Annotated in this window: 26 protein-coding genes; 16 read left to right on the forward strand and 10 right to left on the reverse strand. The window is 69.4% G+C overall.

Features of this window, described 5'->3' with window-relative positions; genetic code table 11:
* Positions 1-855: 855 nt before the first annotated feature.
* The 3 genes from KALB_RS48385 to KALB_RS42690 form a co-directional block, all read right to left on the reverse strand.
* Positions 856-1002, reverse strand: coding sequence for a hypothetical protein (locus KALB_RS48385; RefSeq protein ID WP_169743547.1), 147 nt, complete (start codon positions 1000-1002; stop codon positions 856-858).
* A gap of 186 nt (positions 1003-1188) precedes the next feature.
* Positions 1189-2382 carry an ATP-binding protein gene (locus tag KALB_RS42685; RefSeq protein WP_025361809.1) on the reverse strand — a complete coding sequence of 398 codons (1194 nt, stop codon included), beginning with the start codon at positions 2380-2382 and terminating at the stop codon, positions 1189-1191.
* 32 nt (positions 2383-2414) lie between these two features.
* Positions 2415-2993, reverse strand: a complete 579-nt coding sequence (locus tag KALB_RS42690) for a flavodoxin family protein (RefSeq protein WP_030107904.1) — start codon at positions 2991-2993, stop codon at positions 2415-2417.
* A gap of 53 nt (positions 2994-3046) precedes the next feature.
* Between KALB_RS42690 and KALB_RS42695 the strand changes: the two genes are divergently transcribed.
* From KALB_RS42695 to KALB_RS42710, 4 genes are all read left to right on the forward strand, one after another.
* Complete coding sequence (locus KALB_RS42695) at positions 3047-3460, forward strand: MarR family winged helix-turn-helix transcriptional regulator (RefSeq protein ID WP_025361811.1); 414 nt, start codon at positions 3047-3049, stop codon at positions 3458-3460.
* 75 nt (positions 3461-3535) lie between these two features.
* Positions 3536-5347, forward strand: a complete 1812-nt coding sequence (locus KALB_RS42700; RefSeq protein ID WP_025361812.1) for an APC family permease — start codon at positions 3536-3538, stop codon at positions 5345-5347.
* Positions 5348-5393: 46 nt separating this feature from the next.
* Complete coding sequence (locus tag KALB_RS42705) at positions 5394-6011, forward strand: SIMPL domain-containing protein (protein WP_025361813.1); 618 nt, start codon at positions 5394-5396, stop codon at positions 6009-6011.
* On the forward strand, positions 6001-6348 hold the full coding sequence (locus KALB_RS42710; protein ID WP_025361814.1) for a hypothetical protein: 348 nt from the start codon (positions 6001-6003) through the stop codon (positions 6346-6348). The genes KALB_RS42705 and KALB_RS42710 overlap by 11 nt, the downstream gene beginning before the upstream one ends.
* A gap of 34 nt (positions 6349-6382) precedes the next feature.
* Here the strand turns inward: KALB_RS42710 and KALB_RS42715 are convergent, their stop codons facing one another.
* Positions 6383-7666, reverse strand: a complete 1284-nt coding sequence (locus tag KALB_RS42715; protein ID WP_025361815.1) for an acetyl-CoA C-acetyltransferase — start codon at positions 7664-7666, stop codon at positions 6383-6385.
* Between the two features lie 82 nt (positions 7667-7748).
* Here KALB_RS42715 and KALB_RS42720 point away from each other — a divergent pair, with 82 nt between their 5' ends.
* Entirely contained in the window at positions 7749-9050 is a 1302-nt protein-coding gene (locus tag KALB_RS42720; protein ID WP_025361816.1) for a 3-oxoacyl-ACP reductase, read from the forward strand.
* Positions 9050-9871 carry a MaoC family dehydratase gene (locus KALB_RS42725; RefSeq protein WP_025361817.1) on the forward strand — a complete coding sequence of 274 codons (822 nt, stop codon included), beginning with the start codon at positions 9050-9052 and terminating at the stop codon, positions 9869-9871. Before KALB_RS42720 ends, KALB_RS42725 begins: the two co-directional genes overlap by 1 nt.
* Here the strand turns inward: KALB_RS42725 and KALB_RS42730 are convergent.
* The gene (locus tag KALB_RS42730; RefSeq protein WP_025361818.1) at positions 9866-10534 is read right to left on the reverse strand and encodes a TetR/AcrR family transcriptional regulator; all 669 of its coding nucleotides are present in this window, start codon (positions 10532-10534) and stop codon (positions 9866-9868) included. The genes KALB_RS42725 and KALB_RS42730 overlap by 6 nt on opposite strands.
* A 100-nt stretch (positions 10535-10634) precedes the next feature.
* Between KALB_RS42730 and KALB_RS42735 the strand changes: the two genes are divergently transcribed.
* From KALB_RS42735 to KALB_RS42745, 3 genes are all read left to right on the forward strand, one after another.
* The gene (locus tag KALB_RS42735) at positions 10635-11288 is read left to right on the forward strand and encodes an SCP2 sterol-binding domain-containing protein (RefSeq protein WP_025361819.1); all 654 of its coding nucleotides are present in this window, start codon (positions 10635-10637) and stop codon (positions 11286-11288) included.
* Between the two features lie 12 nt (positions 11289-11300).
* Positions 11301-12515, forward strand: coding sequence for an acyl-CoA dehydrogenase family protein (locus tag KALB_RS42740; RefSeq protein ID WP_025361820.1), 1215 nt, complete (start codon positions 11301-11303; stop codon positions 12513-12515).
* Between the two features lie 170 nt (positions 12516-12685).
* Positions 12686-12919, forward strand: a complete 234-nt coding sequence (locus KALB_RS42745) for a hypothetical protein (RefSeq protein WP_025361821.1) — start codon at positions 12686-12688, stop codon at positions 12917-12919.
* Here the strand turns inward: KALB_RS42745 and KALB_RS42750 are convergent.
* Positions 12916-13092 carry a DUF1737 domain-containing protein gene (locus tag KALB_RS42750; protein ID WP_236650139.1) on the reverse strand — a complete coding sequence of 59 codons (177 nt, stop codon included), beginning with the start codon at positions 13090-13092 and terminating at the stop codon, positions 12916-12918. The genes KALB_RS42745 and KALB_RS42750 overlap by 4 nt on opposite strands.
* Positions 13093-13611: 519 nt before the next feature.
* On the opposite strand from KALB_RS42750, the gene KALB_RS42755 reads away from it, so the two are divergent.
* Both KALB_RS42755 and KALB_RS47370 read left to right on the forward strand, forming a co-directional pair.
* The gene (locus KALB_RS42755) at positions 13612-15717 is read left to right on the forward strand and encodes an N-6 DNA methylase (RefSeq protein ID WP_025361823.1); all 2106 of its coding nucleotides are present in this window, start codon (positions 13612-13614) and stop codon (positions 15715-15717) included.
* Between the two features lie 82 nt (positions 15718-15799).
* The gene (locus KALB_RS47370) at positions 15800-15973 is read left to right on the forward strand and encodes a hypothetical protein (RefSeq protein WP_201771874.1); all 174 of its coding nucleotides are present in this window, start codon (positions 15800-15802) and stop codon (positions 15971-15973) included.
* Positions 15974-16019: 46 nt separating this feature from the next.
* Here KALB_RS47370 and KALB_RS42760 read toward each other — a convergent pair whose 3' ends face one another.
* The 4 genes from KALB_RS42760 to pdhA form a co-directional block, all read right to left on the reverse strand.
* Positions 16020-16967: a helix-turn-helix domain-containing protein gene (locus tag KALB_RS42760; RefSeq protein ID WP_025361824.1), complete on the reverse strand. Its 948-nt coding sequence runs from the start codon at positions 16965-16967 to the stop codon at positions 16020-16022.
* 235 nt (positions 16968-17202) lie between these two features.
* The gene (locus KALB_RS42765; protein ID WP_025361825.1) at positions 17203-18546 is read right to left on the reverse strand and encodes a dihydrolipoamide acetyltransferase family protein; all 1344 of its coding nucleotides are present in this window, start codon (positions 18544-18546) and stop codon (positions 17203-17205) included.
* Positions 18547-18561: 15 nt separating this feature from the next.
* Positions 18562-19581: an alpha-ketoacid dehydrogenase subunit beta gene (locus KALB_RS42770; protein WP_025361826.1), complete on the reverse strand. Its 1020-nt coding sequence runs from the start codon at positions 19579-19581 to the stop codon at positions 18562-18564.
* Positions 19581-20777 carry a pyruvate dehydrogenase (acetyl-transferring) E1 component subunit alpha gene (gene pdhA / locus KALB_RS42775; protein WP_025361827.1) on the reverse strand — a complete coding sequence of 399 codons (1197 nt, stop codon included), beginning with the start codon at positions 20775-20777 and terminating at the stop codon, positions 19581-19583. The genes KALB_RS42770 and pdhA overlap by 1 nt, the downstream gene beginning before the upstream one ends.
* Before the next feature lie 435 nt (positions 20778-21212).
* Between pdhA and KALB_RS42780 the strand changes: the two genes are divergently transcribed.
* The 5 genes from KALB_RS42780 (at position 21213) to KALB_RS42800 (ending at position 25860) form a co-directional block, all read left to right on the forward strand.
* Positions 21213-21509, forward strand: a complete 297-nt coding sequence (locus KALB_RS42780; RefSeq protein WP_025361828.1) for a hypothetical protein — start codon at positions 21213-21215, stop codon at positions 21507-21509.
* 18 nt (positions 21510-21527) lie between these two features.
* Positions 21528-22946 carry a M20/M25/M40 family metallo-hydrolase gene (locus KALB_RS42785; protein ID WP_025361829.1) on the forward strand — a complete coding sequence of 473 codons (1419 nt, stop codon included), beginning with the start codon at positions 21528-21530 and terminating at the stop codon, positions 22944-22946.
* 273 nt (positions 22947-23219) lie between these two features.
* The gene (locus tag KALB_RS42790) at positions 23220-24215 is read left to right on the forward strand and encodes an ABC transporter substrate-binding protein (protein ID WP_148309875.1); all 996 of its coding nucleotides are present in this window, start codon (positions 23220-23222) and stop codon (positions 24213-24215) included.
* Complete coding sequence (locus KALB_RS42795; protein ID WP_025361831.1) at positions 24215-25096, forward strand: amino acid ABC transporter permease; 882 nt, start codon at positions 24215-24217, stop codon at positions 25094-25096. The genes KALB_RS42790 and KALB_RS42795 overlap by 1 nt, the downstream gene beginning before the upstream one ends.
* Complete coding sequence (locus tag KALB_RS42800; RefSeq protein WP_025361832.1) at positions 25093-25860, forward strand: amino acid ABC transporter ATP-binding protein; 768 nt, start codon at positions 25093-25095, stop codon at positions 25858-25860. The genes KALB_RS42795 and KALB_RS42800 overlap by 4 nt, the downstream gene beginning before the upstream one ends.
* Positions 25861-25863: the final 3 nt, after the last annotated feature.

Here is a 25863-nt window from a genome sequence, read left to right on the forward strand (position 1 = left end):
GATTTCCCTTGTCAAATCGGCTCCGGAGGAGCTTTTCCGACCTGGTCTTACCCGTTCTGGCATTTCCTACCGTAGTCGGTCCGGATTCTCCGAGTCAAATCGGCCTGTTTGGGGCTGATTTGCTGGGGGTCGTCCCGAGCGCCGCTGACTCTACCAGACTTTCTAGAGGCTTTGTCTGCGACCCGCTGGCGTCCGTTTCCGTCCTGCTCTGCGGTACGTGGAGAACATTAGCAGCCGATCCACAACAGATCCAAATCGACCCCCTGGCGACACACGCACCGGAGCGTTTCCCCTGGTCAACGCATCGCGGAGGTGTCCTCCAGGTGGCCAGATGGGGCTCCAACCAGAGTGCTTATGACCGGGGTCACACCGGCGAGTTCCCGGCCCGGGAGTTCGCGCACACGAGATGAAGGGGCCGAAGAAGGCAGAGAGCGGTTGGGCACTGGTGGTCGCCACCGGAGTTCGCACGGGGGACCGCCAACCGGGCTTCAGCGCACTGTTGGTCGGGCGCTGGATTTCTCAGTCCGCGAGCGAACAGCATCGGCGGGAGCTGCCCGGAAAAGCAGTGACCCCGCAGTGCTGCCAGGTCGGGGGTCCGACAGCGCTGCGGGGTCACTGGGCTCATCGTCCCCGTCACGAGGTGCGTTACACGAGAACGGTTCGTGACGCGAGTCACTTTCGAGTGAACGACGAGCAGAGAACGACCCCGGTACTGGGAGAAGCACCGGGGTCGCGGTGGGAGCTGGTCGGCGCAGACCCTGCATCTGCGCCGACCGCTCACCGTGGCGCGCGGCGGGAGGGCTGCCCGGGTCGAGTCGGGCATGGCCGCGGCGGCCGGTCGGAGAAGGCTTCAGTTCAGCGCAGGCCCTGCAACTGGGACTGGGCCAGCAGGGTCAGCTCGTGGCGCATGGCCGGGGTCGCGGCGGCGTCGATCGCTCGGCTCACGGCCTTGCGAGTACGAGCCTCGGCACGGCGGGCGCGGATCTTCGCGGCGAAGTTCATGGGGTCTGCATCCCTCTCAGAAGTCTGCGATCTGGTGCGGTAGTACCAGTATGCAGCATCAGACCCCTGCTTGGCACCCGTTTTTCCGGTGAGCTGGGGCACAGACCGATGATTCGTCGGCAGACACCGCATGTCCACCCCATGTTCGTCCGGCAGACTACCGGGGTCCACCGAACGGCCGAGCCACTACTCCTCCCGCGCGAGCAGGAACCTGCCGAAGTGCGGCACGGTGAACGCGATGCGCCCTCGTTCGGCCGAGTAGACCAGCCCCTTCTTGATGAGGCTGTCCCTCGCCGGTGACAGGGAGGAGGGCTTGCGCCCCAGGTAGACGGCCACCTCGGAGGTGCCGATCGCCTCGTCGCGGCCCTCGGTCAGGTCCGCCATCGCCCGCAGGTACTCGCGCTCGGCCGGGGTGGCCCGCTCGTAGCGCGAGCCGAAGAAGCCCACGGCCAGTTCGGCCTCGGCCTCGGGAGCCGCCACCGCCACGTCCTCGGCGGTGATCGGGTCGGAGGGCGCGGCGTCCCAGGCCGCCTTGGCGTAGGCCTGCACGAAGTACGGGTACCCGCTGGACGCCTCGAACAGGGCGTCCAGCGCGAACGGGCTGATGCCGGCGTCCTCGCGGGAGACCGGCGCGAGCACGGCCAGGTCGGCGTCGGCGCGGTCCAGCCGGTCGATGAGCACATACCGGAACAGTCGCTCGGAGTAGGACTTGCTCGCGGAGAGCACCGCGGGCAGGTGCGGCAGCCCAGCTCCGACCACCACCAGCGGGGCCCCGGACTGAGACAACTCGTGGCAGGCGGCGCACAGCGCCGACAGGGCCTCCGGCCGCACGTCCTGCATCTCGTCGATCATCAGCGCCACCCCGGTGCCGACGTCCTTCGCCAGCTCGGCCACCTCGCTGAACAGCTCCACCAGGTCGATCTCGATGTCCCCGGAGTCCGCCCTGCCCTGCGCGGCGGGCACGTCGATGCCGGGCTGCCAGCGCTCGCGCAGCCTCGCTCCGTCGGGGTTGGCGCGCAGGGCGAAGGCCTTGAGCACGCCGAGCACCTGCTCGACCCGTTCCGGGTTGCGGTGCCGCACGGCCAGGTCGCGGATGGCTCGGTGCAGGGCCGCCGACAGCGGGCGGCGCAGCTCGGCGTCCGGACGGGCCTCGATCTTTCCGGCGCCCCAGCCGCGGCGCACCGCCATCGAGCGCAGCTCGCCGAGCAGCACCGTCTTGCCGACCCCGCGCAGCCCGGTGAGCACCAGGCTGCGTTCGGGGCGTCCTCGCGACACGCGCTCCAGCACGACCTCGAAGGCGGTCAGTTCCCGGTCCCGACCGGCCAGCTCCGGCGGGCGCTGACCTGCGCCTGGGGCGAACGGATTGCGCACCGGATCCATCATCGGACGGTATCGAGCTGTCTAGCGCTGGCTCAATACACCGGAAGACTCGTGAAGAACGTCTTCGCCCGGAGCAGGGCCGCCGAGTCGGCGAGCACGTCGTCCGGCTTGCTGCCGTTGCCGAGCAGGACCCCGCCCCAGTTCATGCGCAGGTACTCAGCGGACAGCCGCAGCGTGTTGACCAGCGGGTCGGCCTGCGCGGGGTCCTCCTCGCTCAGCGCGCTGACGCCCCACAGGGTCTTGCCTGCCATGCGCTGCCGGAACTCGACCCCGGGCACCCGCATCCAGCCCGACCAGTAGTCCAGGTACAGCTTCGCGTCGGCCGACACGCTGTACCAGTACAGCGGGGAGGCGATGACCAGGTCGGTGGCCGCCAGCGTGGCCTCCAGCAGCAGCTTCTCGTTGCCCACCGGCTCGGCGTGATCGCGACCGGATGTGTGCCTCAGGTCCTGGAACGGCTCCAGCGGCACGTCCCTGAGATTGAGCCAGCGCTGCTCGACCGTGCCGGGCAGTTGCTCGGCAGCCGCCTTGGTCAGCGTCTCGGTGTTGCCGCCCTCGCGGGCGCTGCCGAGCAGGAACAGGAAGGACCGGGCCGCAGTTGATGTATGCACATGCAGATACTGCACGCGCATATAGTCTTTCGTCAACACCACGAGGAGGAGCCGTGACCGACGAGCTGGGCTGGAGCCGGGTGGTGACCCTGCACGGCCGCGTCGAGCAGGAGCTGGCCAAGGCGCTGCAGCGGCAGCACGGGCTCGGCCTGTCCGAGTACCGGGCGCTGGCCCAGCTGGCCGCCACCGAGTGCGGGGAGCTGCGCATCCAGGAACTGGCCGATGCGATCGGGCTGAACCAGAGCTCGGTGAGCAGGCTGGTGGCCCGGCTCGAGGAGGCCGGGTTGACGCGGCGCGACCTGTGCGCGGACGACCGGCGCGGGGTCTACTCGGTGATCACCGACGCGGGCCGCAAACGCTTGGCCACGGCGGCACCGGTCTACACCGAGGTGCTGACGCAGGCACTGGACCGGGCCGCCGCGGACGCCGAGCTGGGCGGCGCGGTGCGGGCCGTCAGGGCGTTGTAGCGCCTCACCCGGATGGGTGTTAGGAACCCGTCAACACCCCTGTTCAGCGCGGGTCAACGGACGCACAGTGCGGACGTGACGACTACAGCTGTCCGGCCGACCGCACCGGCCAGGACCTCGGGGGAGCGGCACCGGCTGACCGCGTTGACCGGCATGGCGGGGCTGGGGCTCGACGCGATCGCCTCGGTGGCCTACGGGCCGGAGTCGATCGTGCTGGTGCTGGCGGCGGCCGGGTCGGTGGGCGTTGGCTGGACCCTGCCGGTGACGCTGGCGATCGTCGTGCTGCTCGCGGTGCTCATCGCCTGCTACCGGCAGGTGATCCAGGCGTTCCCCGACGGCGGCGGGGCCTACACCGTGGCCACGCGGTACCTGGGGCGGCGCGCCGGGCTCGTCGCGGCGGCCTCGCTGGTGGTGGACTACGTGCTCAACGTGGCGGTGTCGGTCGCCGCCGGGGTGGCCGCGCTGACCTCGGCGTTCCCCGGGCTGCTGCCGTGGACCACCGAGCTGTGCCTGCTCGTGCTGGCGCTGGTCACCGCGGTGAACCTGCGCGGGGTGGTGGTCGGTGCGAAGGCGTTCGCCGTGCCCGCTGCGGTGTTCGTGGGCTCGGTGCTGGTGGTGATCGTCGTCGGCCTGCTCCGCGAGGCCCCGCTGCACGCGCTGCCGGTCAGCACCCAGCCGCAGACCGTGGGCTGGGTTGGTGTGCTGCTCGTGTTGTCGGCCTTCGGCAACGGCTGTTCGGCGCTGACCGGGGTGGAGGCCATCGCCAACGCGACGCCCTCGTTCCGATCGCCGCGCAGGCAGCGGGCCCGCCGGGCCGAGGCAGGGCTCGGGCTGGTGCTCGGCGTGCTGCTCATCGGGCTCGCCGCGCTGATCCAGCACTTCGACGTGCGCCCGGTGGAGGGCCGCACCATCCTCTCGCTGGTCACCGAGGGTGCGCTGGGCAACGGCTGGATCTACCTCGTGGTGCAGCTGTCCACGGTGCTGCTGCTCGCGCTGGCCGCGAACACCTCGTTCGGCGGCCTGCCGGTGCTCGCGGCGAAGCTCGCCCGTGACGACTACCTGCCGCACGTGTTCGGGCTGCGCGCCGACCGGCTCGTGCACCGCCACGGCGTGCTCGTGCTGGCCGCGCTGGCCGGTGTGCTGCTGCTGTTCACCGGTGGGGAGACCAGCGTGCTGGTGCCGCTGTTCGCGATCGGCGTGTTCGTGGGCTTCGCGCTGGCCCAGGTCGGCATGGTGCGGCACTGGCTGGCCGAGCGCGGTCGCGGCTGGGTGGGTCGGGCGGCGCTGAACGGGTTCGGCGCGGTGCTCACGGTGGCCGCGCTGATCGACGTGACGGCCTCGAAGTTCGTGGAGGGCGCATGGCTGATCGTGCTGGTGATCCCGGTGTTCGTGCTGCTGTTCAGCGTGGTGCGGCGGGCGTACACGCGGATCGGCAGCGAGATCGGGGTCGGCACCCTGCCGGTGCGGCCGAGGCGGACCTCCTCGGTGGTGGTCGTGCCGGTGGTGGCGATCACCGAGCTGACCGCGGAGAGCCTGTCCACGGCGCTGTCCATGGGCGACCGGGTGGTGGCGGTGCACGTGACCTTCGAGGACGAACAGGAGCGGGCACGGCAGTTCCAGCTCGACTGGCAGGCGTGGCGGCCCGAGGTGCCGCTGGTGCTGCTGGACTCGGCACACCGGGTGCTGGGACCGCCGATCGCGCGGTACGTGAAGTCCCTGGACGACGACCACGTGGTGGTGCTGATCGGGGAGATCGAGCCCGCCGCGCGCTGGGAGCGGGTGCTGCGCAACCGGCGGGGCGCGGTGGTCGCGCGCTGCGTGGGCCGCAACACCGAGGCCGTGGTGTGCCGCCTCAGGTTCCGTCTCGGCTTCTCTAGGTCTGTATAGCTTGAGAGCTAGAGAGCAGTAGACGCCAACATGGTTGACTGGCGAGATGGCTGACGTTGTGACGACAGGCACAGGCGAGGTCGAGTACGCAGCCGACCGAGCGACGCTCTGGCTGACCTACCGCGCGAAGGAGAAGAACCGCGCGCGGGCGGTCTCGGCGCTGACCGCGCAGGTGGCGCAGGTCGAGCCGCTGCTGGCACGGGACGGGGTGGAGGTGCGCAGCCGACGGCTGTCAGTGCACGCCAACTGGGAGAACAAGCGCAACACCGGGTGCATCGCGGAGCAGAACTACTCGCTGCGGGTGACCGACACCGCCGTGCTGGAAGACCTGCTCAACGCGCTGCTGGCCACCGAGCCAGCGAACCTGAACGGCCCGAACTGGGAGCTGGCGGACCAGACCGCGGCCACCCGGGAGGCCCAGCACCTGGCCGTGGCGAAGGCCAGGCTGCACGCGGAGGGCTACGCCTCGGCGCTCGGGCTCGGCCTGGGCGAACTGGTGCGGATCACCGACGGCAGCCAGGGCCCGGGCATGGGCGGCGGCTTCGGGCGCGTGCACTACGCCGCCGCGGCGGCGAGCGGCCCCGACGTGCGCGAGCTCAACCTGGAGCCGGAGCTGATCACCGTGTCGGCCTCGTGCACGGCCACGTGGACGCTTGTCGGCTGACCGCGCCGGGTACTGGCTGTGGGCCGTCACGATCGGGCTCGCGACGGCGCTGGTGCTCAGCCTGTTCGCGGTCAGGCTGGCCGGTGGGGTCGAGCCTGGGGGCGTGGTGCTGCTGATCGCCGGGCTGGGCGTGCTGGCACTGACGCTCCGCGTGGTGCGAGCCGCTCGCCGCGGCAACGGCTGGGCACCGGGCGCGCTGACGCTACCTGTGCTGGCAGTGCTCGCCGCCCGACCGTTGGCGCTGGCTGACCTCGTCACCGTGGCGGTCTGCGTGCTGCCGGCGGCGGGCACCGCGTTGCTCGTGGCTCATCGCTGTGCCAGCCACCGGCTGAGGTAGGTCACCGGGACGAACTCCGTCCGGTGTCGGCCAGCTAGGGCCTCTCGAGGATCGCCGTGACGCCCTGGCCGCCCGCCGCGCAGATCGACACCAGTCCACGACCCGAGCCGCGCTCGTGCAGCTGCTTGGCCAGGGTGGCGATGATCCGCCCGCCGGTGGCCGCGAACGGGTGGCCCGCGGCCAGCGAGGAGCCGTTGACGTTCAGCTTGGCCTTGTCGATCTCGCCGACCGCCCCGTCCAGGCCGAGGCGCTCCTTGCCGAAGGCCGGGCTGCGCCACGCCTCCAGGGTCGCCAGCACCTGGGAGGCGAACGCCTCGTGGATCTCGTACAGGTCGAAGTCGGCCAGGGTCAGCCCGGCGCGGGCCAGCATGCGCGGCACCGCGTAGGCCGGGGCCATCAGCAGGCCCTCCTCGCCGTGCACGTAGTCCACGGCCGCAGTCTCGCTGTGCGTCAGGTACGCCAGCACCGGCAGCTTGTGCTGCTCGGCCCACTCCTCGCTGGCCAGCAGCACCACCGAGGCGCCGTCGGTCAGCGGGGTGGAGTTGCCCGCGGTCATCGTGGCGCCCTCGCCCTTGCCGAACACCGGCTTGAGCTTGGCCAGCTTCTCGGCGGTGGAGTCCGCGCGCAGGTTCTGGTCGCGGGTCAGCCCCAGGTAGGGCGTGATCAGGTCGTCGAAGAAACCGCGCTCGTACGCGGCGGCCAGGTTCTGGTGGCTCGCCGCGGCCAGCGCGTCCTGGTCCTCCCTGCTCACGTTCCAGACCTGCGCGGTGATCGCGGCGTGCTCGCCCATGGACAGGCCGGTGCGCGGCTCGGAGTTGCGCGGGATGTTGGGCACCACGTGCGTGGGCCGCAGCTTGGTGGCCGCCCTGAGCCGCTGGCCGAAGCTCTTGGCGCGGTTGAACTCCAGCAGCACCGAGCGCAGGTCCTCGTTGACGCCGATGGGCGCGTCGCTGGTGGTGTCCACGCCACCGGCGATGGCCGAGTCGATCTGCCCCAGGGCGATCTTGTTCGCCACGCCGATGATCGCCTGGAGACCCGTGCCGCAGGCCTGCTGCACGTCGTAGGCGGGGGTCTGCGGGGAGAGCCTGCTGCCGAGCACGGCCTCGCGGGCCAGGTTGAAGTCGCGGCTGTGCTTGAGCACGGCGCCCGCGGCCACCTCACCGATCCGCTCGTCCCGCAGGCCGAACCGGCTGACCAGGCCGTCCAGGGCCGCGGTGAGCATGTCCTGGTTGGAGGCGGTGGCGTACGGGCCGTTGGATCGCGCGAACGGGATCCGGTTGCCACCGAGGATCGCCACGCGCCTGACCGTCGGACTCATCTGTCCCTCCGATGCCTTGGTCCCGGGGTATCGACAATAACCTACTAGAGAGTAGACTTACCAGCGAGTAGGGAGGCGATCCGTGTCCGATCCGTATCTGCAGTTCGCCCAGTCCGGCCTCGGCAAGTTCGTGGTGGGCCGACTGGGCCTGCCCAAGCCCGCGAAGCTGCGCCGCCACCGGCCGGGACAGCCGCCGCTGGCGGGACCCACGTTGATCGGCGGCACCGGGCGGCTGGCCTCGGTGCTCAAGGGCTTCGAGTCCAGCGGTGACAAGCCGTACGGGGCGCTGGTCTTCGACGCCACCGGCATCGACAACCCCGAGGGGCTGCACGCCCTGCACTCCTTCTTCAACCCGGTGATCCGCGAGCTCGGCCCCTCCGGCCGGGTGCTCGTGCTGGGCACCCCGCCCGAGGAGCTCACCGAGGTGTCGGCGGTCATCGCCCAGCGCGCGCTGGAGGGCTTCGTCCGCTCGGTGGGCAAGGAGCTGCGGGCGGGTGGCACCGCCCAGCTCGTCTACGTCTCCGAGGGCGCCGAGCAGAACCTCGAGTCCACCCTGCGCTTCCTGCTCTCCGCCAAGTCCGCGTACGTCTCCGGCCAGGTGGTGCGGGTCGGCACCGCCGAGGTCACCGAACCCGCCGACTGGGCCAAGCCGCTGGCGGGCAAGGTCGCGCTGGTCACCGGCGCCTCGCGGGGCATCGGCGCGGCCATCGCCGAGGTGCTCGCCCGCGACGGGGCGCACGTGGTGTGCCTGGACATCGCCGCGCAGGGCTCCGAGCTGTCCGAGGTCGCCAACCGGGTGGGCGGTTCCTCGCTGCAACTGGACATCACCGCCCCCGACGCGCCCACCAAGCTGGTGGAGTACTTCAAGCTGCGCCACGAGGGCGTGGACGTGGTCGTGCACAACGCGGGCATCACCAGGGACAAGACCCTGGCCAGGATGTCCGAGGCGCAGTGGGACTCGGTGATCGCGGTGAACCTGGCCAGCCAGGTGCGGGTGAACGAGGCGCTGCTGAGCACGAACACCCTGCGCCCCAACGGAAGGATCATCGGCGTCTCCTCGATCGCGGGCATCGCGGGCAACGTCGGCCAGACCAACTACGCCACCAGCAAGGCGGGCGTGATCGGCATGGTCCGCTCGATGGCCCCCGAGCTGGCCAGCCGGGGCTGCACCATCAACGCCGTGGCCCCCGGTTTCATCGAGACGAAGATGACCGCCGCCGTGCCGCTGTTCATCCGGCAGGCCGGTCGGCTGATGAACAGCATGTCCCAGGGCGGTCTGCCGGTGGACGTGGCGGAAACCATTGCCTGGTACGCCAACCCGGCCTCGACCGGGGTCAACGGCAACGTGGTCCGGGTCTGCGGCCAGAGCCTGCTGGGGGCGTGATGGCGGGCCTGCTCGGGTTGTACGCGAAGGCCGGGCTGACCGGTTTTCTGCGCGACGGCAAGGGATCGCTGCCGACCAGCGAGTACCGGCGGGAGGCGGTGCTGGTCGATCGCGAGCACCTGGCGCAGTACAACAAGGTCTGCGGCTTCGGCCTGCGCGACGAACTGCCGGTGACCTACCCGCACATCCTCGCGTTCCCCATGCAGATCGAGCTGATGACCCAGCGGGACTTCCCGTTCGCGCTGCCGGGCCTGGTCCACATCGCGAACTCGATCACGGTCAGCGGGCCGCTGCGGCTGGGTGAGCCCTTCGACCTGCGCGTACACGCCGTGGACCTGCGCGAGCACGAGCGTGGCAAGCAGTTCGACGTGATCAGCGAGGCCACCGTGGACGGGGCCGTGGTGTGGCGCGACGTCAGCACCTACCTGCGCAAGGGCGGCGGCTCCGGTTCCCCGGCGGCCGGGGAGCGCGCCGAGCCGCCGCGGCCCTCGGCGGTGTGGCAGGTGCCCTCGGACATCGGCCGCCGCTACGGCGAGGTCTCCGGGGACCGCAACCCGATCCACCTGCACCCGTTGACCGCCAAGGCCTTCGGCTTCCCCACGGCGATCGCGCACGGCATGTGGTCCAAGGCCCGCTGCGTCGCCGCCCTGGAGGGCCGCCTGCCCGAGGCGTACACGGTGAGCGCCCGCTTCAAGCTGCCGGTGCTGCTGCCCGCGAAGGTCGGCTTCAGCGCGCAGGCCACCGAGCAGGGCTGGCAGTTCGCCCTGCACGACCTGCGCACCGGCAAGCCCCACCTGTCCGGTGAAGCCGTGTCGTCATGACCCCTTGGGCGGCTGCCAGGTGTGGCCGTCCACGAGGTTGCCGAACCCCATCCACACCAGGTTCATCAGCCGCGCGGCCACCGCGCCCGCCGACTCCTCGGGGTGGTCCAGCCACCAGTCGGCCAGCGACTCGCTGGCGCCGACCAGTGCGGCGGCCAGCGCGTCGGTCTGGCCGGTGGCCGCCGCGCCCACGCCCTCGTCCTGAGCGGTGTTGATCAGCAGCGCGGCGACCAGGCTGATCGCCCGCTTGCGCATGTCGCCCAGCTCCTGGGCGAACGGCCCGCCCTGGGCGCTGGCCTGCCGGTGCAGCACCCGCCAGCTGTCGCGGAACTCGCCGACGAAGCCGAAGAAGGCGCGCAGCCCACGCCAGAGCTGCTCGTCGGGGCTGTTGCCCGCCTCGGCGACCCCGTCGGCGATCGCCTCCATCAGCTTGGTGGCCTCGCGCCGGATGCACGCCGCGAACAGGTCCTCCTTGGACCCGAGGTAGGCGTAGACCATGGGCTTGGAGATGTCGGCGACCTCGGATATCTCGTCCATGGACGCGGCGTGGTAGCCGCGCTGCGAGAACACCTCGACCGCCGCGTCCAGGATCTGCCGCTCGCGGACCTCCCGCGGCAGTCTCTTGGACCGCACCCGGCCCGCTCGTTCGTGCGTGCTGCGCATCCAACCCCCTAGCAAGGTTGTGAGCAGGCTAGCGGACGCGCTTGCCCGCGTACCTACTCTACAGTAGTCTTACTCGCCAGTAGGTACATGGAGGTGGCGCATGACCAACACCGACCTCGGCCCCGAGGCGATCGCCAAGCTCAGCCCCAAGGAGCTCCTGGCCGCGCTGGAGTCGATCGACCCGACCGATCCCGCGGTCAAGGACATCGACATCGATGTGATCGCGCGGGGCATCGACCCCAAGAAGCTGGGCAAGGCGGAGTTCGTCGGATTGCTCGGCTCGATCACCCGGCTCGCCGAGGGCGGTGCCGACCTCGACCTGAGCAAGATGGACCCGAAGAACTTCGCGCGGATCATCTCCCGGGCCTCGAAGGACCAGATCGAGGGCGTCATGGAGCAGCCGAAGCTGCGCGGGCGCATCCTCGACGAGGTGTTCCGCCGCATGGAGGTGCACTTCCGCACCGACCGCGCCGGATCGACCAAGGCGGTGGTGCACTTCCGGCTCACCGGCGGCTCCGGCGAGGGCGGCTACGACCGGTACCAGGCCGTGATCGCCGACGCGCAGTGCTCGATCACCCGGGACGGCACCGAGGAGCCGCGCGCGAGCGTGACCCTGGCCCCGGTGGAGTTCCTGAAGCTGGCCACCGGCAACGCCTCCGCCCCCGTGCTGTTCATGACCGGCAAGCTGAAGGTCAAGGGTGACCTCGGCTTCGCCGCCGGCTTCATGAGCCTGTTCGACATCCCCAAGGCCTGAGAGGACCCGTCCATGCCTGGCTTCTCCCTCGAGCTCAACGAGGACCAGCGCGACCTGCGCGACTGGGTGCACGGCTTCGCCGCCGAGGTGATCCGGCCCGCCGCCGCCGAGTGGGACGAGCGGGAGGAGACCCCGTGGCCGGTCATCCAGGAGGCGGCCAAGATCGGCCTCTACGGGTTCGAGTCGCTGGCCACCTGGTTCGCCGACCCGATCGGGCTGTCCCTGCCGATCGCCGTGGAGGAGCTGTTCTGGGGTGACGCCGGCATCGCGCTGGCGATCATGGGCACCGGCCTGGCCGTGGCGGGCATCTTCGCCTCCGGCTCGCCCGAGCAGCTGGTCGAGTGGGTGCCGGAGTGCTTCGGCGACGAGGGCGACCCCAAGCTGGCGGCGTTCTGCGCCTCCGAGCCGCAGGCCGGGTCCGACGTGGCCGGGTACCGCACGCGCGCGGTGTACGACGAGGCCACCGACGAGTGGGTGATCAACGGGCAGAAGGCCTGGGCCACCAACGGGGGCATCGCCAACGTGCACGTGGTGACCGCGGTGGTCGACCCCGCGCTGGGCTCGCGCGGGCAGGCCGGGTTCATCGTGCCGCCGGGCACCCCGGGCGTGCAGAGCACCCGCAAGATCAAGAAGCACGGGCTGCGCGCCTCGCACACCGCCGACGTGTTCTTCGACGACGTGCGCATCCCCGGCCGCTGCGTGCTGGGCGGCAAGGAGAAGCTGGACGCCAGGCTGGCCCGCGCCCGCGAGGGGCAGAAGGCCGGTGGGCAGGCCGCGATGGCCACCTTCGAGACGACCCGGCCCACCGTGGGCGCCATGGCGGTCGGGGTCGCGCGGGCCGCCTACGAGTACGCACTGGACTACGCCAAGGACCGCGAGGCCTTCGGCCGCAAGATCATCGAGAACCAGTCGATCGCCTTCGACCTGGCGAACATGCGCATGGAGATCGACGCCGCCCGGCTGCTGGTGTGGCGCGCGGCCTGGATGGGCCGCAACGACGTGCCCTTCGAGGCGGGCGAGGGCTCGATGTCCAAGCTCAAGGCGGGCGAGGTCGCGGTGTGGGCCACCGAGCGGGCCATCCACATCCTCGGCGGCGCGGGCTACACCCGGGAGCACCCCGTGGAGCGCATGCACCGCGACGCCAAGATCTTCACCATCTTCGAGGGCACGAGCGAGATCCAGCGCCTGGTCATGGCCCGGGCGATCTCGGGGATACACATCAGGTGAGGACTCACGGGTGGGTCGGTGCGAACGGCTGCACCGCCCCACCCGTCCGAACGACCTGGTTCACCGCTTCGGCGCTGGTTGACCACGAGCACGGAAGTTGAACCTTAAGGTAACTCTCCGCGTCAGTCCATCCACGCACGATCATCGACCACACCGGCGCCCTGGTCGACGTGCTCAGCCGCTACTACGACATGCTCGGCCGCGCACGGGCCACCCAACGCGAGATCAGCGCCGTCGTGGACAACGCCTTAGCCGCCGGCATCCCGTCGACAGTGCTGCGCGACGTCATCGAGTGCTACTCCGAGACCGTCACCGGCAACCCGCTGCGGCCCAGCGACGTGCATGCCGCCCTGCTCAGCGACGGGGAGCGCGGAATCCTGTCCGCAGTGGCCAGGCGCGGCTAGGTCGGCCAGACCAGGGCCTGGGCCTCGATCACGGACTCACCGTTGAACGTGAGGGCCGGTCCGCCGTGCAGCTGGTAGCCCAGCGCAATGGCCTCGCTGACCCGGTGGCAGAACTTCGCGTCGTCCGGGCCGGTGAGCACGTGGTAGCGGGGCAGGCCCTCGGGGGCAGTCACCGGCACAGGATGTCCCGAGACGGCCCCGAGGTGGATGCTTGCTGGGCGACGGGGTGGTGGTGGCCCCCACTCCGTCCTACTAGACCACATCGCCAACTCCGCAGCTCGGACAGCCAGTCCCTACACTCCACCTAGGCTCCTGAAACAGGGGTTAACAACGCGATACGAAGTCCATTAGCTGTGACAGCTTCGAGCATCCTCAAGTTACCAGGTAGAGCCACACTTTCTCGACACGGCCACGTGAGCATGAAGATGCTGGCGTCATGCTGAACAGGTGCGCACTTTTCGTACTCAATTGGCAAGCGGTAGGCATCAGCTCTACGTTCTCCTCATCAACAGTGCCGGTCACGCATGAGGGGTGGAGCTTTGGCAGACACGCGGCAACACAGTGATCAACTGGTCGCAAGATCTCAGATCGCGCACATCACGGGGGTGCAGCGACCCGCTGTCAGCAACTGGCAGCGACGGCACGAGGACTTTCCGCAGCCACACCGATCGGCAGGTGCCGAGTACTTCAGGTTGAACGAGGTCCTCGCCTGGCTTGATCAGCGAACCATCAAAGCCCGCGACCTCCTCAAGGATGAGCAACCTTGCACTACCTACGGCCAACGCGCGCGCCAGCGGTTGGCTGAGCAGGCTGATCGAGGTACCGCTCAACCGAACGGGCGTCCCATTGACGACCTCCGGGCCCAGCGCTACTTGTCGGAGCTGCTCGGCTCGTTGTCGGCTCCGGTCCAGGGGAGCGCCCCGCGGGTGCACTACTTGCACCTGCTCTGCTCGCTGACTTTTCTACACCACTGCGCGCCGAGGAAGTGGTCGGAACTGACCCAACAGATCACCGAGGTCAAGTCACCACATGTGCTGTTGCGGCACGCGAGACGCCTGGTCGACACCGAGTTGCGCGAACGCGGCGTGCTGCCGCCGCGAGTCTCATTCAATGCTCTGCCACTTCGGTCCGTCAGGGACCTCGCACCTGTCATGGACCTGTGCAGCAGACTTGGAGCAAGTTCCTTCCGCGTGCTGCTCGACCACATCGAGGAAGCTGCGAACACATCCGCCCACATGGCTTCCACTCCGGTCGAAGTTGTCGACCTGATGACCAAGCTCGTGTTGAGCGACCTTGCAGGCAGTCGGGACGTCTACGACCCCTACACACGCAGCGGCGAGTTCCTGACCGCTGCGACGGAGGTGGCCAAGCGCGACGGCATGGCACCGATCACCGTGTACGCGGAGGCTGCGGACAGCGACAACCTGGCGCTGGCCGCGATGAACCTCGCTGTGCAGGGCGGAGCCAAGCCAGTCTTCAAGCTCTCCGCCGTTCCCTGGGAAGACGGCCTGGCGGAGCACAAGTTCGACCGCGTTCTCACAAACCCGCCTTTCAACCTTCACAGGACACCCGAACAGGAACGTGAGGATAGAGATTGGCAATTCGGTCCACCACCGAAGGACAACGACAACTTCGCGTGGGTGCAGCACGTAGTCACTTCTCTCAAAGAGGGCGGCCGAGCTGCAATGATCATGCCTGACAACGCCGGGGCATCTCAGCGCCAACAGTACAGGCAGATTCGCGAGAATCTAGTAGAGAGTGGCGCGGTGGAAGGGGTCATTGGTCTCCCACCGAATTTGTTCCGCAATACCCCAATCTCAGCATCGATCTGGCTGCTGCGCTCACCCAAGCGGGAAAGGCGTGAAATATCCTTCATCGACTTGCGAGCCAGGGGAGCGGTCCGCAGAGGGAAGAGGAAGCTCAGCCTCAGCGACGTCACTGATGCCGTCTCAGCCATGCTCTCCAGGCAGAGATCAACCGACTTCAGCACTTGTGTGGATATTAATACGGTTCAACGCCGCGACTACTCGCTCAATCCGGCCGACTACCTCACGAAGGCCGAGGAGGTTGAACATTCCTACGAGCCAGTAGCGAAAGCGTACGGCGCGACCACCGAGATGCGTAGGCGAGCAGATGTGACGGATAGCCACGTGGATGCACTGTCCCTTGAAAGTGCGGCGGCATTCCAGAACCTGACACCGAACAACTGGCACCGGAGCACGCTCAGCGAACTGTGCGAAATCCAGCCTGGCCCGTCATACTCCCGGCTCGGTACCAAAGATCGCTCTACAGAGGGCACGGTACCTGTGGTGCTACCCAAGCACCTCCAGGACGGCCGCATAGTCACCGACGACAACGAGAAAGCGACCGCCGAACTCGCCGAGACGCTGTCGCATTTCCGTCTTAAGCCCGGCGACATCGTCTGCACACGTACCGGGACGACTGGCGCGTCCGCAATAGTCCACCGAGCCCAGGAAGGCTGGCTGCTCACCGCGAACCTGCTGAGGATCCACAAGCTTGACACCGCACTGCTTACCCCAGAATACCTGTTGCACTATCTGTCCACACCGCATGTGGTCGCGTGGATCAAGAATCGGGCGAAGTTCACCAGCATCATTGATTCGATCAATCGTGCAGCATTGGGTGAACTCCCGATACCCCTCCCGCCGCTCGATGCGCAGAGACAGATCGTCGACACTCTTGAGGCGCTTGACTCACAGTGCCAAGCGCATGACGAAATTGTCAAGGCGACGAGGGAAACTCGTGCCAAGCTCACAGCATACCTGCTGTCCAGTTAGACAGCCGCGGCCTGTCCACCTATTTGCGAAAGGGACCGCTTTGTCGAAAATCAAAAGGCCGCCGCGACCGACGGAGGCACACGTGCTGTGGCTGCTGATCGGCGCACTCGCCTCGCTAGTCGTCGCACTCACGGCCGGCATTCTGAAAGGCCTTTCTGGCGCCAGCCTCGTGGAAGCCGTTCTTTACGGCGGATCAGCATTCGCCACGTGTCTGCTGCTCTATCTGGCGGTACTCACAGCCGCACGGCGGCTTTAATAACGCCGGTGGCGGGGTGGTGGTGGCCCCCACCCCGCCGCCTCGATCACTTCCCGTAGACGGCCCGGCCCGCCGCGGCCAGCCACTGGTAGGCCGATCGCTGACTCGGCCGGGGCGGCCAGCCGTTGATCGTGGCGAGCAACTGCCAGTACCGCTCGGCCCGCGCGTCGTCGAACGTGTCGAACTCGGCGAGCCACTGCCGGAACAGCTCGCCGTTCGGGCGTTCGGCCAGCGCGGCCAGCGCCTGGTTCAGCTGCCGCACCACCTCGGCGCCCATCGGCGAGTCCGGGGCCGTCCCGGCAGCCAGCGCCTCAGCGGCCCCGGTCAGCGCGGCCTGCATCGCCTCCTGCCACTCGGGGGTGGCCAGTACCTTGTCCGTGCCGTTCTCCCGCTGCACGGCACTCGCCTCGGCCATCCTGCGGACCAGCGCGCGGAAGTCCTTGTCCCGGACCAGTTCCACGAACTCGATCCAGGCCTCGACCTGTTCCGGGCTGGGATCGTCCGGCAGGTCGGCGCGCACCGTGCGCATCCACGCCGCCGTCTCCGAGCCCTGGACCCCCGCGTCCACCTCCGCCCAGAACTCGTCCAGGACGCGCTGCCGCTCCTCCTCGGTCATCCGCGCCAGTTCGTGCACCATCTCCAACTCCTTCGGGCTCGACCCACGCTTGGCCACCGCCCGCAGCACGGCACGCCGCAGCCGCAACGCCCTGATCTGGACGTCCAGCGCCTCGGCGTGCTCCGCCGCCAACTCGGGCACGGTCAGCTCGCGGGCGAGGACCCGTTGCACGGTCGGCAGGTCGACCCCGAGTTCGCGCAGTGTGCGCACGAACTTCAGCCTGGTCAGCGCCGCGATGTCGTACAGCCGGTAACCCGCGTGGGTGCGTTCGGCAGGGGGCAACAGGCCCGAGTCGGAGTAGAAGCGGATCGTCCGGACCGTCAGCCCGGACAACCGCGCCAACTCCCCGATCCCGTACAGGCCGTTGTCCCCGTTCACGCCCACAACGGTGGAGTCTCCACCTACTGGAGGGTCAAGGCAGCGCGGATCGGGGTGAGGTCCGTGACTGCCGGGTCGGCCTTGAGCCAGGAGCGGACGGGCATCCCGGCCGGTGGGCGGGACTCGTGCACGGCTCAGCGGGACTCGCGCACCAGTGGGCGGGACTCGCGCACCCGTCAACGGGACTCGCGCGCCGGTGGGCGGGACTCGGGGTGAGTCCCGCCCACCGGGTGGATCAGTACGTGATCGCCACGGCCGGGTCGGCGAGCAGCGCGCCCACGTCGGCCAGGAACTGCGAGCCCTGCTGGCCGTCCACCACGCGGTGGTCGAAGCTCAGCGCGAGTTGCAGCACCTTGCGCGGCACCACCTGGCCGCCGACGACCCACGGCATGTCGCGGATCGCGCCGAAGGCCAGGATCGCCGACTCACCGGGGTTGATGATCGGCGTACCGGTGTCCACGCCGAACACGCCCACGTTGGTGATCGTGATCGTGCCGCCGACCATGTCCGCGGGCGGGGTCTTGCCCTCCCGCGCCACCGAGGTCAGCTCCTCCAGCGCCACGGCGAGCTCGCGCAGGGACATGGCGTCGGCGTCCCGGATCTTCGGCACGATCAGCCCGCGCGGGGTCGCCGCCGCGATGCCGAGGTGCACGTAGTCCTTGTAGACGATCTCGTTGCTGGCCCCGTCCCAGGTCGCGTTCACGTCCGGGGTCCGCTTGGCCGCCAGGCACACCGCCTTCGCCGCGAAGACCAGCGGGGTCAGCTTGACGCCCCGGAACTCCGGTGCGTCCTTGAGCCTGGCCCGCAGCTCCATCATCGGCGTCACGTCGATGGTCAGGAACTCGGTCACGTGCGGTGCGGTGAACGCGCTGTCGACCATCGCCTGCGCGGTGGCCTTGCGCACGCCCTTGATCGGCACGCGGCGCTCGCGGCTGCCCGAGGGCACCGCGACGGCCTGAACCGGGGCGGCGGCCCCGTTCGCGGCCTGCTCCACGTCGCCACGCGTGATCACACCGCCGGGCCCGGACCCGGCCAGGGCGGCCAGGTCGATGCCCAGGTCCTTGGCCAGCTTGCGGACCGGCGGCTTGGCCAGCGGCACGTAACCGCCCGCGGGCACCGCCACCGCAGCCACCGGCTCGGGCACCGGCTCCGGCTCGCGCACCGCGACCGCCGCCGGGGCCGGTGCGGCCACCGGCGGGGCCTCGACGGCACCCCTGCGGGCACGCCGCTTGGCGCCACCGGTCTTCGCGCCGTAGCCGACCAGGTTCGGCACCCGCTCCTCGGTCGCGGCGGCCCCGTTCACGGCGGGCTGCTCGGGCGCGGCCGTGCCGTCCGGGTCGGTGTCGATCTCGATGATCGGCACGCCCACGTCCACGGTCTGCCCCGGCTCGGCGAGCAGCTTGCTGACCTTGCCCGAGAACGGGCAGGGCAGCTCGACCGCGGCCTTGGCCGTCTCGATCTCCACGATGATCTGGTTGACCGTCACCTCGTCGCCCGGCTGCACGTGCCAGGTCAGGATCTCGGCCTCGACCAGCCCCTCACCGACATCGGGCAGGGGGAACTGCTTGTACTGCGGCATCGCGGTTGTTTCCCCTCACCACGCCAGCGAACGGTCAACGGCATCCAGCACCCGGTCGAGGTCGGGGAGGTACTCCTCCTCCAACTTCGAGGCCGGGTACGGGGTGTCGAACCCCGTCACACGCAGCACGGGGGCTTCCAGCGAGTAGAAGCACTCCTGCTGCACCTTCGCGGCGATCTCCGAGGAGATGGACGCCTCGCCCGGGGCCTCGCTCACCACGACCAGGCGCCCGGTGCGGCGGACCGACTCGAAGACCGGGTCCAGGTCCAGCGGGGACAGCGAGCGCAGGTCGATGACCTCCAGGTCCACCCCGTCCTCGGCGCCCGCGGTCGCGGCGTCCATGCAGGTGCGGACCATCGGGCCGTAGGTGGCGATGGTGGCGGTCGTGCCCTGGCGCAGGACCCGGGAGGAGTACAGCGGCAGCGGCTGCGCCGTCGGGTCGAGCTGACCCTTCTCGTGGTAGCGGCGCTTGGGCTCGAAGAACAGCACCGGGTCGTCGGACTCGATGGCCTGCTGGAGCATCCAGTACGCGTCCACGGGGTTCGAGCAGGCCACCACGCGCAGACCGGCGGTGTGCGCGAAGTAGGACTCGGGCGACTCGGAGTGGTGCTCCACCGCGCCGATGCCGCCGCCGAAGGGCACGCGGATCACGATCGGCAGCTTGATCTTGCCCTGGCTGCGGGCGTGCAGCTTGGCCAGCTGGCTGACGATCTGGTCGAAGGCGGGGAAGATGAACCCGTCGAACTGGATCTCGCAGACCGGCCGGAAGCCACGCATGGCCAGGCCGATCGCGGTACCCACGATGCCGGACTCGGCCAGCGGGGTGTCCAGCACCCGCTGCTCGCCGAAGTCCTTCTGCAACCCGTCGGTGACCCGGAAGACGCCGCCGAGCTTGCCGACGTCCTCACCCATCACGATGACCTTGGGGTCGCGCTCCATGCACGCCCGCAGGGCCATGTTCAGGCCCTTGATGATGGTGATGGTCTGGGTTGCCGACTCGGTGCTGGTCGGCCGGTCGATGGTCGGCGTTGCCATCAGTGCTCACCCCCGGCGAAGGTGGACATGTAGGAGAGGAACTCGTCGCGCTGCGCGGCCAGCACGGGGTTGGCCTCGGCGTAGACGTGGTCGAACATGCGCTCGGTCGGCGGGTCCGGCAGGTTGTACACGTGCTCGCGCAGTTCCGCGGCCAGCTCGTCGGCCTCGGCCTGCACGGCGTCGAACCAGTCGTGGTCGGCGATGCCGTTGCGGGACAGGTGCACCCGGACCCGCTCGATCGGGTCCTTCAGCTTCCAGGCCTCCAGCTCGTCGGAGTGCCGGTAGCGGGTGGCGTCGTCGGAGGTGGTGTGCGCGTCCATCCGGTAGGTGAACGCCTCGATCAGCACCGGCCCGTTGCCGTGCCGGCACTCCTCCAGCGCCCAGCGGCTCACCGCGAGGCTGGCCAGCACGTCGTTGCCGTCCACCCGGATGCCGGGGAAGCCGTAGCCGCGGGCGCGCTGGTACAGCGGGAGCCGGGTCTGCCGCTCGGTGGGCTCGGAGATGGCCCACTGGTTGTTCTGGCAGAAGAAGACCAGCGGCGCGTCGTAGACCGAGGCCCAGACGAACGCCTCGTGCACATCGCCCTGGCTGGTGGCGCCGTCACCGAAGAAGACCATCGTGGCCTCCCCGTTGTCGTCGCCGACCTTGCCCTCGAAGCGCTGGCCCATGGCGTAACCGGTGGCGTTGAGGCACTGGTTGCCGATCACGATCGTGTACAGGTGGAACCGGCGCTCGACCGGGTCCCAGCTGCCGTGGTCGGTGCCCCGCCACATGCCCATGATGTCCTTGGGGCTGATGCCCCGGCACCAGGCCACGCCGTGCTCCCGGTAACCGGGGAAGGCCATGTCCTCGGGCCGCAGCGCGCGGCCCGCGCCGATCTGCGCGGCCTCCTGGCCAAGCAGCGGGACCCACAGCCCCAGCTGGCCCTGCCGTTGCAGCGCGTTGGCCTCGCGGTCGGCCCTGCGGACCAGGACCATGTCCCGGTACAGGCCGCGCAGCTCCTCGTCGCTGAAGTCGACGTCGAACTCCGGGTGGTGTACCCGCTCTCCCTCGGGGGTGAGCAGCTGGACCAGCTCGGGTCCACCTTCACTCGTGGCTCGCAAACCCGCGATCACCTGCTCCGACGTTGGCCTGGCCGCTGTGGCGGCGGGGGTGCCGGCCGGCTGCGGTTGCGTCCATCGTTCTGGGGACGACATTGCGCCTACTCCTCGTCTACGAGGCCGCCCGGCCGCTCGTGGCGGACGCGCGCGGCTGTGCCGCCGGCCACTGCCGCCCCTGTGGGGACGCCGAGGTGACCGTCAGCACTGACGGTGCTCCTCACCCATCCTGACACGCGCTCATCCAATCCAGTGAGCGCGACCACAGGAACGGCAACCAACCGTAACCCTCGCTCAACACGCTGAACTGCGGAAACAATGACGAACTAAGCTAACCACCAGCTACCCGGCAGTACCCCTCGACACCGGCCCAGTACTCCATGGGTGGAAGTCAGACGGTATGACGGCCTATGTCGAGTCGCCGTTTTCCCGCTGGGTATAGTGATCTTGGGGGTCACGCCGGTCTCGGGGGAGATATCCGGCGCAGGCAGCGAGAGGTCGTTCCCGCTGCGGCCAGACGTGTCCGGAGGCTCCATGCCGCTCATCAGCAAGCTCGCGCGCCGGATCGACGGCGGCGAGTACCCGTTCCAGAAACGCGACTTCCCGACGACCCTGATCGAGGCCGTGGACGGCTGCGGCTGCGCCAAGGGCGAGCACAGCTTCACCACGATCGCGATCACCGAGACCGACACCGCGACCCTGGAAAGACGCAAGTGCGTGTGCTCGGGCTGCCACGAGTGCGAGGTCTGCGAGGTCCGGGTGATGCCGCACGCCCCGAGCGACGGGCGCAGGCACGTGGAGCCGTTCGGGACCGCCCGCAACGCGGGTTGAGGCCCCTAGGATCGGCTTGTGGACCGAACCGCGCTGACCAGTACCGTTCGTGCTCTGTGGGACGACGAGATCCTGCCGAGCCTGTCCGACTTCGTCCGGATCCCGGCGCTGTCGCCCTCCTTCGACCCGGACTGGGCCACCACCGGCCAGCTCGACGCCGCCGTTGACCACGTGCGTGCGTGGATCACCGGGCGTGGCCTGACCGGGGCCCAGATCGAGGTCGTCCGGCTGCCCGAGCGGACCCCGCTGCTGCTCGTCGACGTGCCCGCGACCCCGGGCGCCGAGGGAGTCGGCACCGCGCTGCTCTACGGCCACCTGGACAAGCAGCCCCCCGTGGGCGGCTGGTCCGAGGGGCTGGACGCGTGGACCCCCGTGATCCGGGACGGCCGCCTGTACGGGCGGGGCGCCGCCGACGACGGCTACGCGGGCTACGCCGCCACCGCGGCCATCGAGGCGCTGCACGCCCACGGCGGGGCGCACGGCCGCTGTGTGGTGCTGTTGGAGACCGGCGAGGAGTCCGGCAGCCCCGACCTGCCCGCCTACCTGGAGCACCTGGCCGACCGGCTGGGCCGCGTGTCGCTGGTGGTGTGCCTGGACTCCGGGGCCGCCGACTACGACCGGATGTGGCTGACCACCTCCCTGCGCGGGCTCGTGCAGGCCACCGTCACCGTCACCGTGCTCGACTACGGCCAGCACTCCGGCCTGGCCAGCGGTGTCGTGCCCAGCTCGTTCCGGGTGCTGCGCCAGCTGCTGGACCGGATCGAGGACTCGGGCACCGGCCAGGTCAAGCTCACCGACATGCACGTGGAGGTGCCCGCGCACCGGCTCGCCGAGATCCGGCAGACGGTGGACACCGCACCCGGTGCGGTCAGCGCGGGCATCCCGCTGGTGGACGGCCTGTCCCTGGTCGACCCGGACGAGGTCGAGCTGGTGCTCAACAGCACCTGGCGGCCCACCCTGTCGGTGATCGGCGCCGAGGGCCTGCCCACCCCCGCCGAGGCGGGCAACGTGCTGCGCCCGTTCACCCGGCTCTGCCTGAGCTTCCGGCTGCCGCCGACGGCCGACTCCGCCGCCGGGCTGACCGCGTTGCAGGAGGCGCTGACCAAGGAGGTCCCCTACGGGGCGCAGGTCGAGCTGAGCCGGGTCGAGAACGCCGACGGCTGGAACGCGCCGGAACTCGCCCCGTGGCTGAGCCAGGCCCTGGACACCGCCAGCCAGGAGGTCTTCGGCGGCCCGTGGCGCACCCTGGGCCTCGGCGGCTCCATCCCGTTCATGGGGCTGCTCAACCAGGCCTACCCGGAGGCGCAGTTCGTGGTCACCGGCGCGCTCGGGCCGGGCAGCAACGCCCACGTGCCCGACGAGTCGCTGGTGCTGGACTACGCCACCAAGATCACCGAGGCCATCGCCCTCGTGCTGGACGCCCACGCGGGCAGCTGAACCGCAGGTCACGTGTGCCCCCGCGCCGTTCGGTGCGGGGGCACACGTGTACACCCCGAACACGGCGCGTCACTGCGTGCAACGTTGTGTGGAATGCACTGTCCACAGTCGACTCGTTTTGTGATCGGACACACAGCGACAACGAATCGACCGATGTTGCCCGATCTGACGCAACGTTCACCTCCAGGTGACGATTCGTGACGTGTACCTGCTGTGCAGCACCGGGATCGGGTGGCAGGATGCGGCGGACCAGCTATCCGATCGGAGGACGTCGTGACTTGGTTTCGTCCCAAGGCGATGTTGGCGCTGCCCGCAGTCGCCGCAACCGCCCTGCTCGTCGCGGGGTGCGGTGCGACCACGGAGAGGCCGGGCAGCAACGCCTCGGGCGGCAGCAACTGCACGCCGGGTGCGGTGACGGAGGCCGCTCCGCCCAAGCCCGCCGCGGTCACCGTGAACGCCAACAGCGCGGCGGTCGCCAAGTTGCCGGACAGCATCAAGTCCAAGGGCACGCTGACCATCGCGACCGACCCGAGCTACCCGCCGAACGAGTTCACCGCGGGCAACTCCTCCGAGATCATCGGCATGGACGCGGACCTGGCCAACGCCATCGGCAAGGCGCTGGGCATGAAGGTGCAGCTGCTGGGCATCAGCTTCGACGGCATCCTGTCCAGCGTGCAGTCCGGTCGCGCCGACCTGGCGATGTCCTCGCTGACCGACACCAAGGACCGCGAGCAGACCGTGGACTTCGTGAACTACTTCAAGGCCGGTAGTTCGATCATGGTCCGCAAGTGCAACCCCAAGGGCGTCAAGACCGACCTGGACCTGTGCGGCAAGAACGTGGGCGCGGAACAGGGCACCACCCAGCTGGACTGGATGGACACCGACCCGAAGAAGGCCGAGGACCCCAGCTCGCTGGTGAAGAGGTGCAAGGACGCTGGCAAGCAGCCGCCGTCCGGCAAGGGCTTCCCCAAGCAGACCGACGTGAACGCGGCCCTGCAGGCGGACCGGATCGACGCGTACCTGGCCGACACCCCGGTGGTGGACTTCGCGCTGGCGCAGAACGGCGCTGCCTTCGAGAAGGTCGGCGGTGACGAGGGCGTCGCACCGTACGGCATCGCGGTGCCGAAGAACGGCGGCACGCTCAAGGAGGCCGTGCAGGCCGCCGTGCAGCAGCTGATCACCGACGGGACCTACGGCAAGATCCTCGGCAACTGGGGCATCTCTGGCGGGGCCGTCACCACCGCGACGATCAACGGTGCCCAGAGCTGATGGCCGGTTCGACTGACTCCGCCCCACCACGCTCCGAACCGATCGCCGCCGTTCCGGTGCGCCACCCCGGCCGCTGGGTGGCCGCCGCGGTGCTGCTGGTGCTCGCGGCGATGGTGGTGCACAGCCTGCTGACCAACCCGGCCTGGCAGTGGAGCGTCGTCGGGGACTACCTGTTCTCCGGGCGCGTGCTCGGCGGCCTGCTGGTGACCGCCGAGCTGACCGTGCTGGCCATGCTGATCGGTGTCGTGGGCGGCGTGCTGATCGCCGTCATGCGGCTGTCCAACAACCCGATCGTGTCCGGGGTCGCCTGGTTCTACGCCTGGTTCTTCCGCGGCACCCCGGTGCTGGTCCAGATCATCTTCTGGTCCTTCATCGGCTTCCTGTACCCGTACCTGTCACTGGGCATCCCGTTCGGGCCGGAGTTCATCTTCTTCGACTCCAACAAGCTGATCCCGCTGTTCATGGGCGCGGTGCTGGGCCTGGGCCTGAACGAGGCCGCGTACATGTCGGAGATCGTGCGCGCGGGCATCCTGTCGGTGGACACCGGGCAGACCGAGGCCGCCGAGGCGCTGGGCATGACCCGCACCAAGATCATGACCAGGATCGTGCTGCCGCAGGCGATGCGCGTGATCATCCCGCCAACCGGCAACGAGACGATCTCGATGCTCAAGACCACCTCGCTGGTGGCCGTGGTGGCCGGTGGCGACCTGTTCACCGAGGTCCAGCTGATCTACGGCGGCAACTACAAGCAGATCCCGCTGCTCGTGGTGGCCAGCCTCTGGTACCTGTTGTTCACCTCGGTGCTCTCGGTCGGGCAGTACTACATCGAGCGCCGCTACTCGCGCGGCACCTCGGTACAGGCTGGGGGGAACGTGCGATGAGTGATCGGCTGATGGTCAAGGCCGAGGGTGTGCACAAGAACTTCGGCCGGGTCGAGGTGCTCAAGGGCATCGACCTGGAGGTGCGCCCCGGCGAGGTGATGTGCGTGATCGGGCCCTCCGGTTCGGGCAAGTCCACGTTCCTGCGCTGTATCAACCACCTGGAGAAGGTCAACGCGGGCAAGCTGTGGGTGGACGGCGAGCTGGTCGGCTACCGGCAGAAGGGCGACAAGCTCTACGAGCTGCGCGACCACGAGGTGGCGCAGAAGCGCCGCGAGATCGGGATGGTCTTCCAGAAGTTCAACCTGTTCCCGCACATGACGGCGCTGGAGAACGTCATGGAGGCGCCGATCCAGGTCAAGAAGGAGCCCAGGGGTGAGGTGCGCGAGCGCGCCGCCGAACTGCTCCGCCAGGTCGGGCTCTCGGACAAGGCGGGCAACTACCCCGCCCAGCTGTCCGGCGGTCAGCAGCAGCGGGTGGCCATCGCGCGGGCGCTGGCGATGAAGCCCAAGCTGATGCTGTTCGACGAGCCGACCTCCGCGCTGGACCCGGAGCTGGTCGGCGACGTGCTCGGCGTGATGCGCCAGCTCGCCGACGAGGGCATGACCATGGTGGTGGTCACCCACGAGATGGGCTTCGCCCGCGAGGTGGGCGACTCCCTGGTGTTCATGGACGGGGGCGTGGTCGTCGAGCAGGGCACCCCGCGCGAGGTGATCACCGACCCGCAGCACGAGCGCACCAAGGCGTTCCTGGCCAAGGTGCTGTGATCC

The sequence above is a fragment of the Kutzneria viridogrisea DSM 43870 genome, from assembly GCF_000525635.1.
GTDB classification, from domain to species: domain Bacteria; phylum Actinomycetota; class Actinomycetes; order Mycobacteriales; family Pseudonocardiaceae; genus Kutzneria; species Kutzneria viridogrisea.

Coding starts and splice junctions, on each gene's coding strand:
- KALB_RS42730 (WP_025361818.1), bottom strand. CDS start 10,534: ATGCGCAGCACGCACGAACGAGCGGGCCGGGTGCGGTCCAAGAGACTG.
- KALB_RS42795 (WP_025361831.1), top strand. CDS start 24,215: ATGGCCGGTTCGACTGACTCCGCCCCACCACGCTCCGAACCGATCGCC.
- KALB_RS42800 (WP_025361832.1), top strand. CDS start 25,093: ATGAGTGATCGGCTGATGGTCAAGGCCGAGGGTGTGCACAAGAACTTC.
- KALB_RS42770 (WP_025361826.1), bottom strand. CDS start 19,581: ATGGCAACGCCGACCATCGACCGGCCGACCAGCACCGAGTCGGCAACC.
- pdhA (WP_025361827.1), bottom strand. CDS start 20,777: ATGTCGTCCCCAGAACGATGGACGCAACCGCAGCCGGCCGGCACCCCC.
- KALB_RS42685 (WP_025361809.1), bottom strand. CDS start 2,382: ATGGATCCGGTGCGCAATCCGTTCGCCCCAGGCGCAGGTCAGCGCCCG.
- KALB_RS42740 (WP_025361820.1), top strand. CDS start 11,301: ATGCCTGGCTTCTCCCTCGAGCTCAACGAGGACCAGCGCGACCTGCGC.
- KALB_RS42715 (WP_025361815.1), bottom strand. CDS start 7,666: ATGAGTCCGACGGTCAGGCGCGTGGCGATCCTCGGTGGCAACCGGATC.
- KALB_RS42765 (WP_025361825.1), bottom strand. CDS start 18,546: ATGCCGCAGTACAAGCAGTTCCCCCTGCCCGATGTCGGTGAGGGGCTG.
- KALB_RS42705 (WP_025361813.1), top strand. CDS start 5,394: ATGGCTGACGTTGTGACGACAGGCACAGGCGAGGTCGAGTACGCAGCC.
- KALB_RS42735 (WP_025361819.1), top strand. CDS start 10,635: ATGACCAACACCGACCTCGGCCCCGAGGCGATCGCCAAGCTCAGCCCC.
- KALB_RS48385 (WP_169743547.1), bottom strand. CDS start 1,002: ATGAACTTCGCCGCGAAGATCCGCGCCCGCCGTGCCGAGGCTCGTACT.
- KALB_RS42725 (WP_025361817.1), top strand. CDS start 9,050: ATGGCGGGCCTGCTCGGGTTGTACGCGAAGGCCGGGCTGACCGGTTTT.
- KALB_RS42780 (WP_025361828.1), top strand. CDS start 21,213: ATGCCGCTCATCAGCAAGCTCGCGCGCCGGATCGACGGCGGCGAGTAC.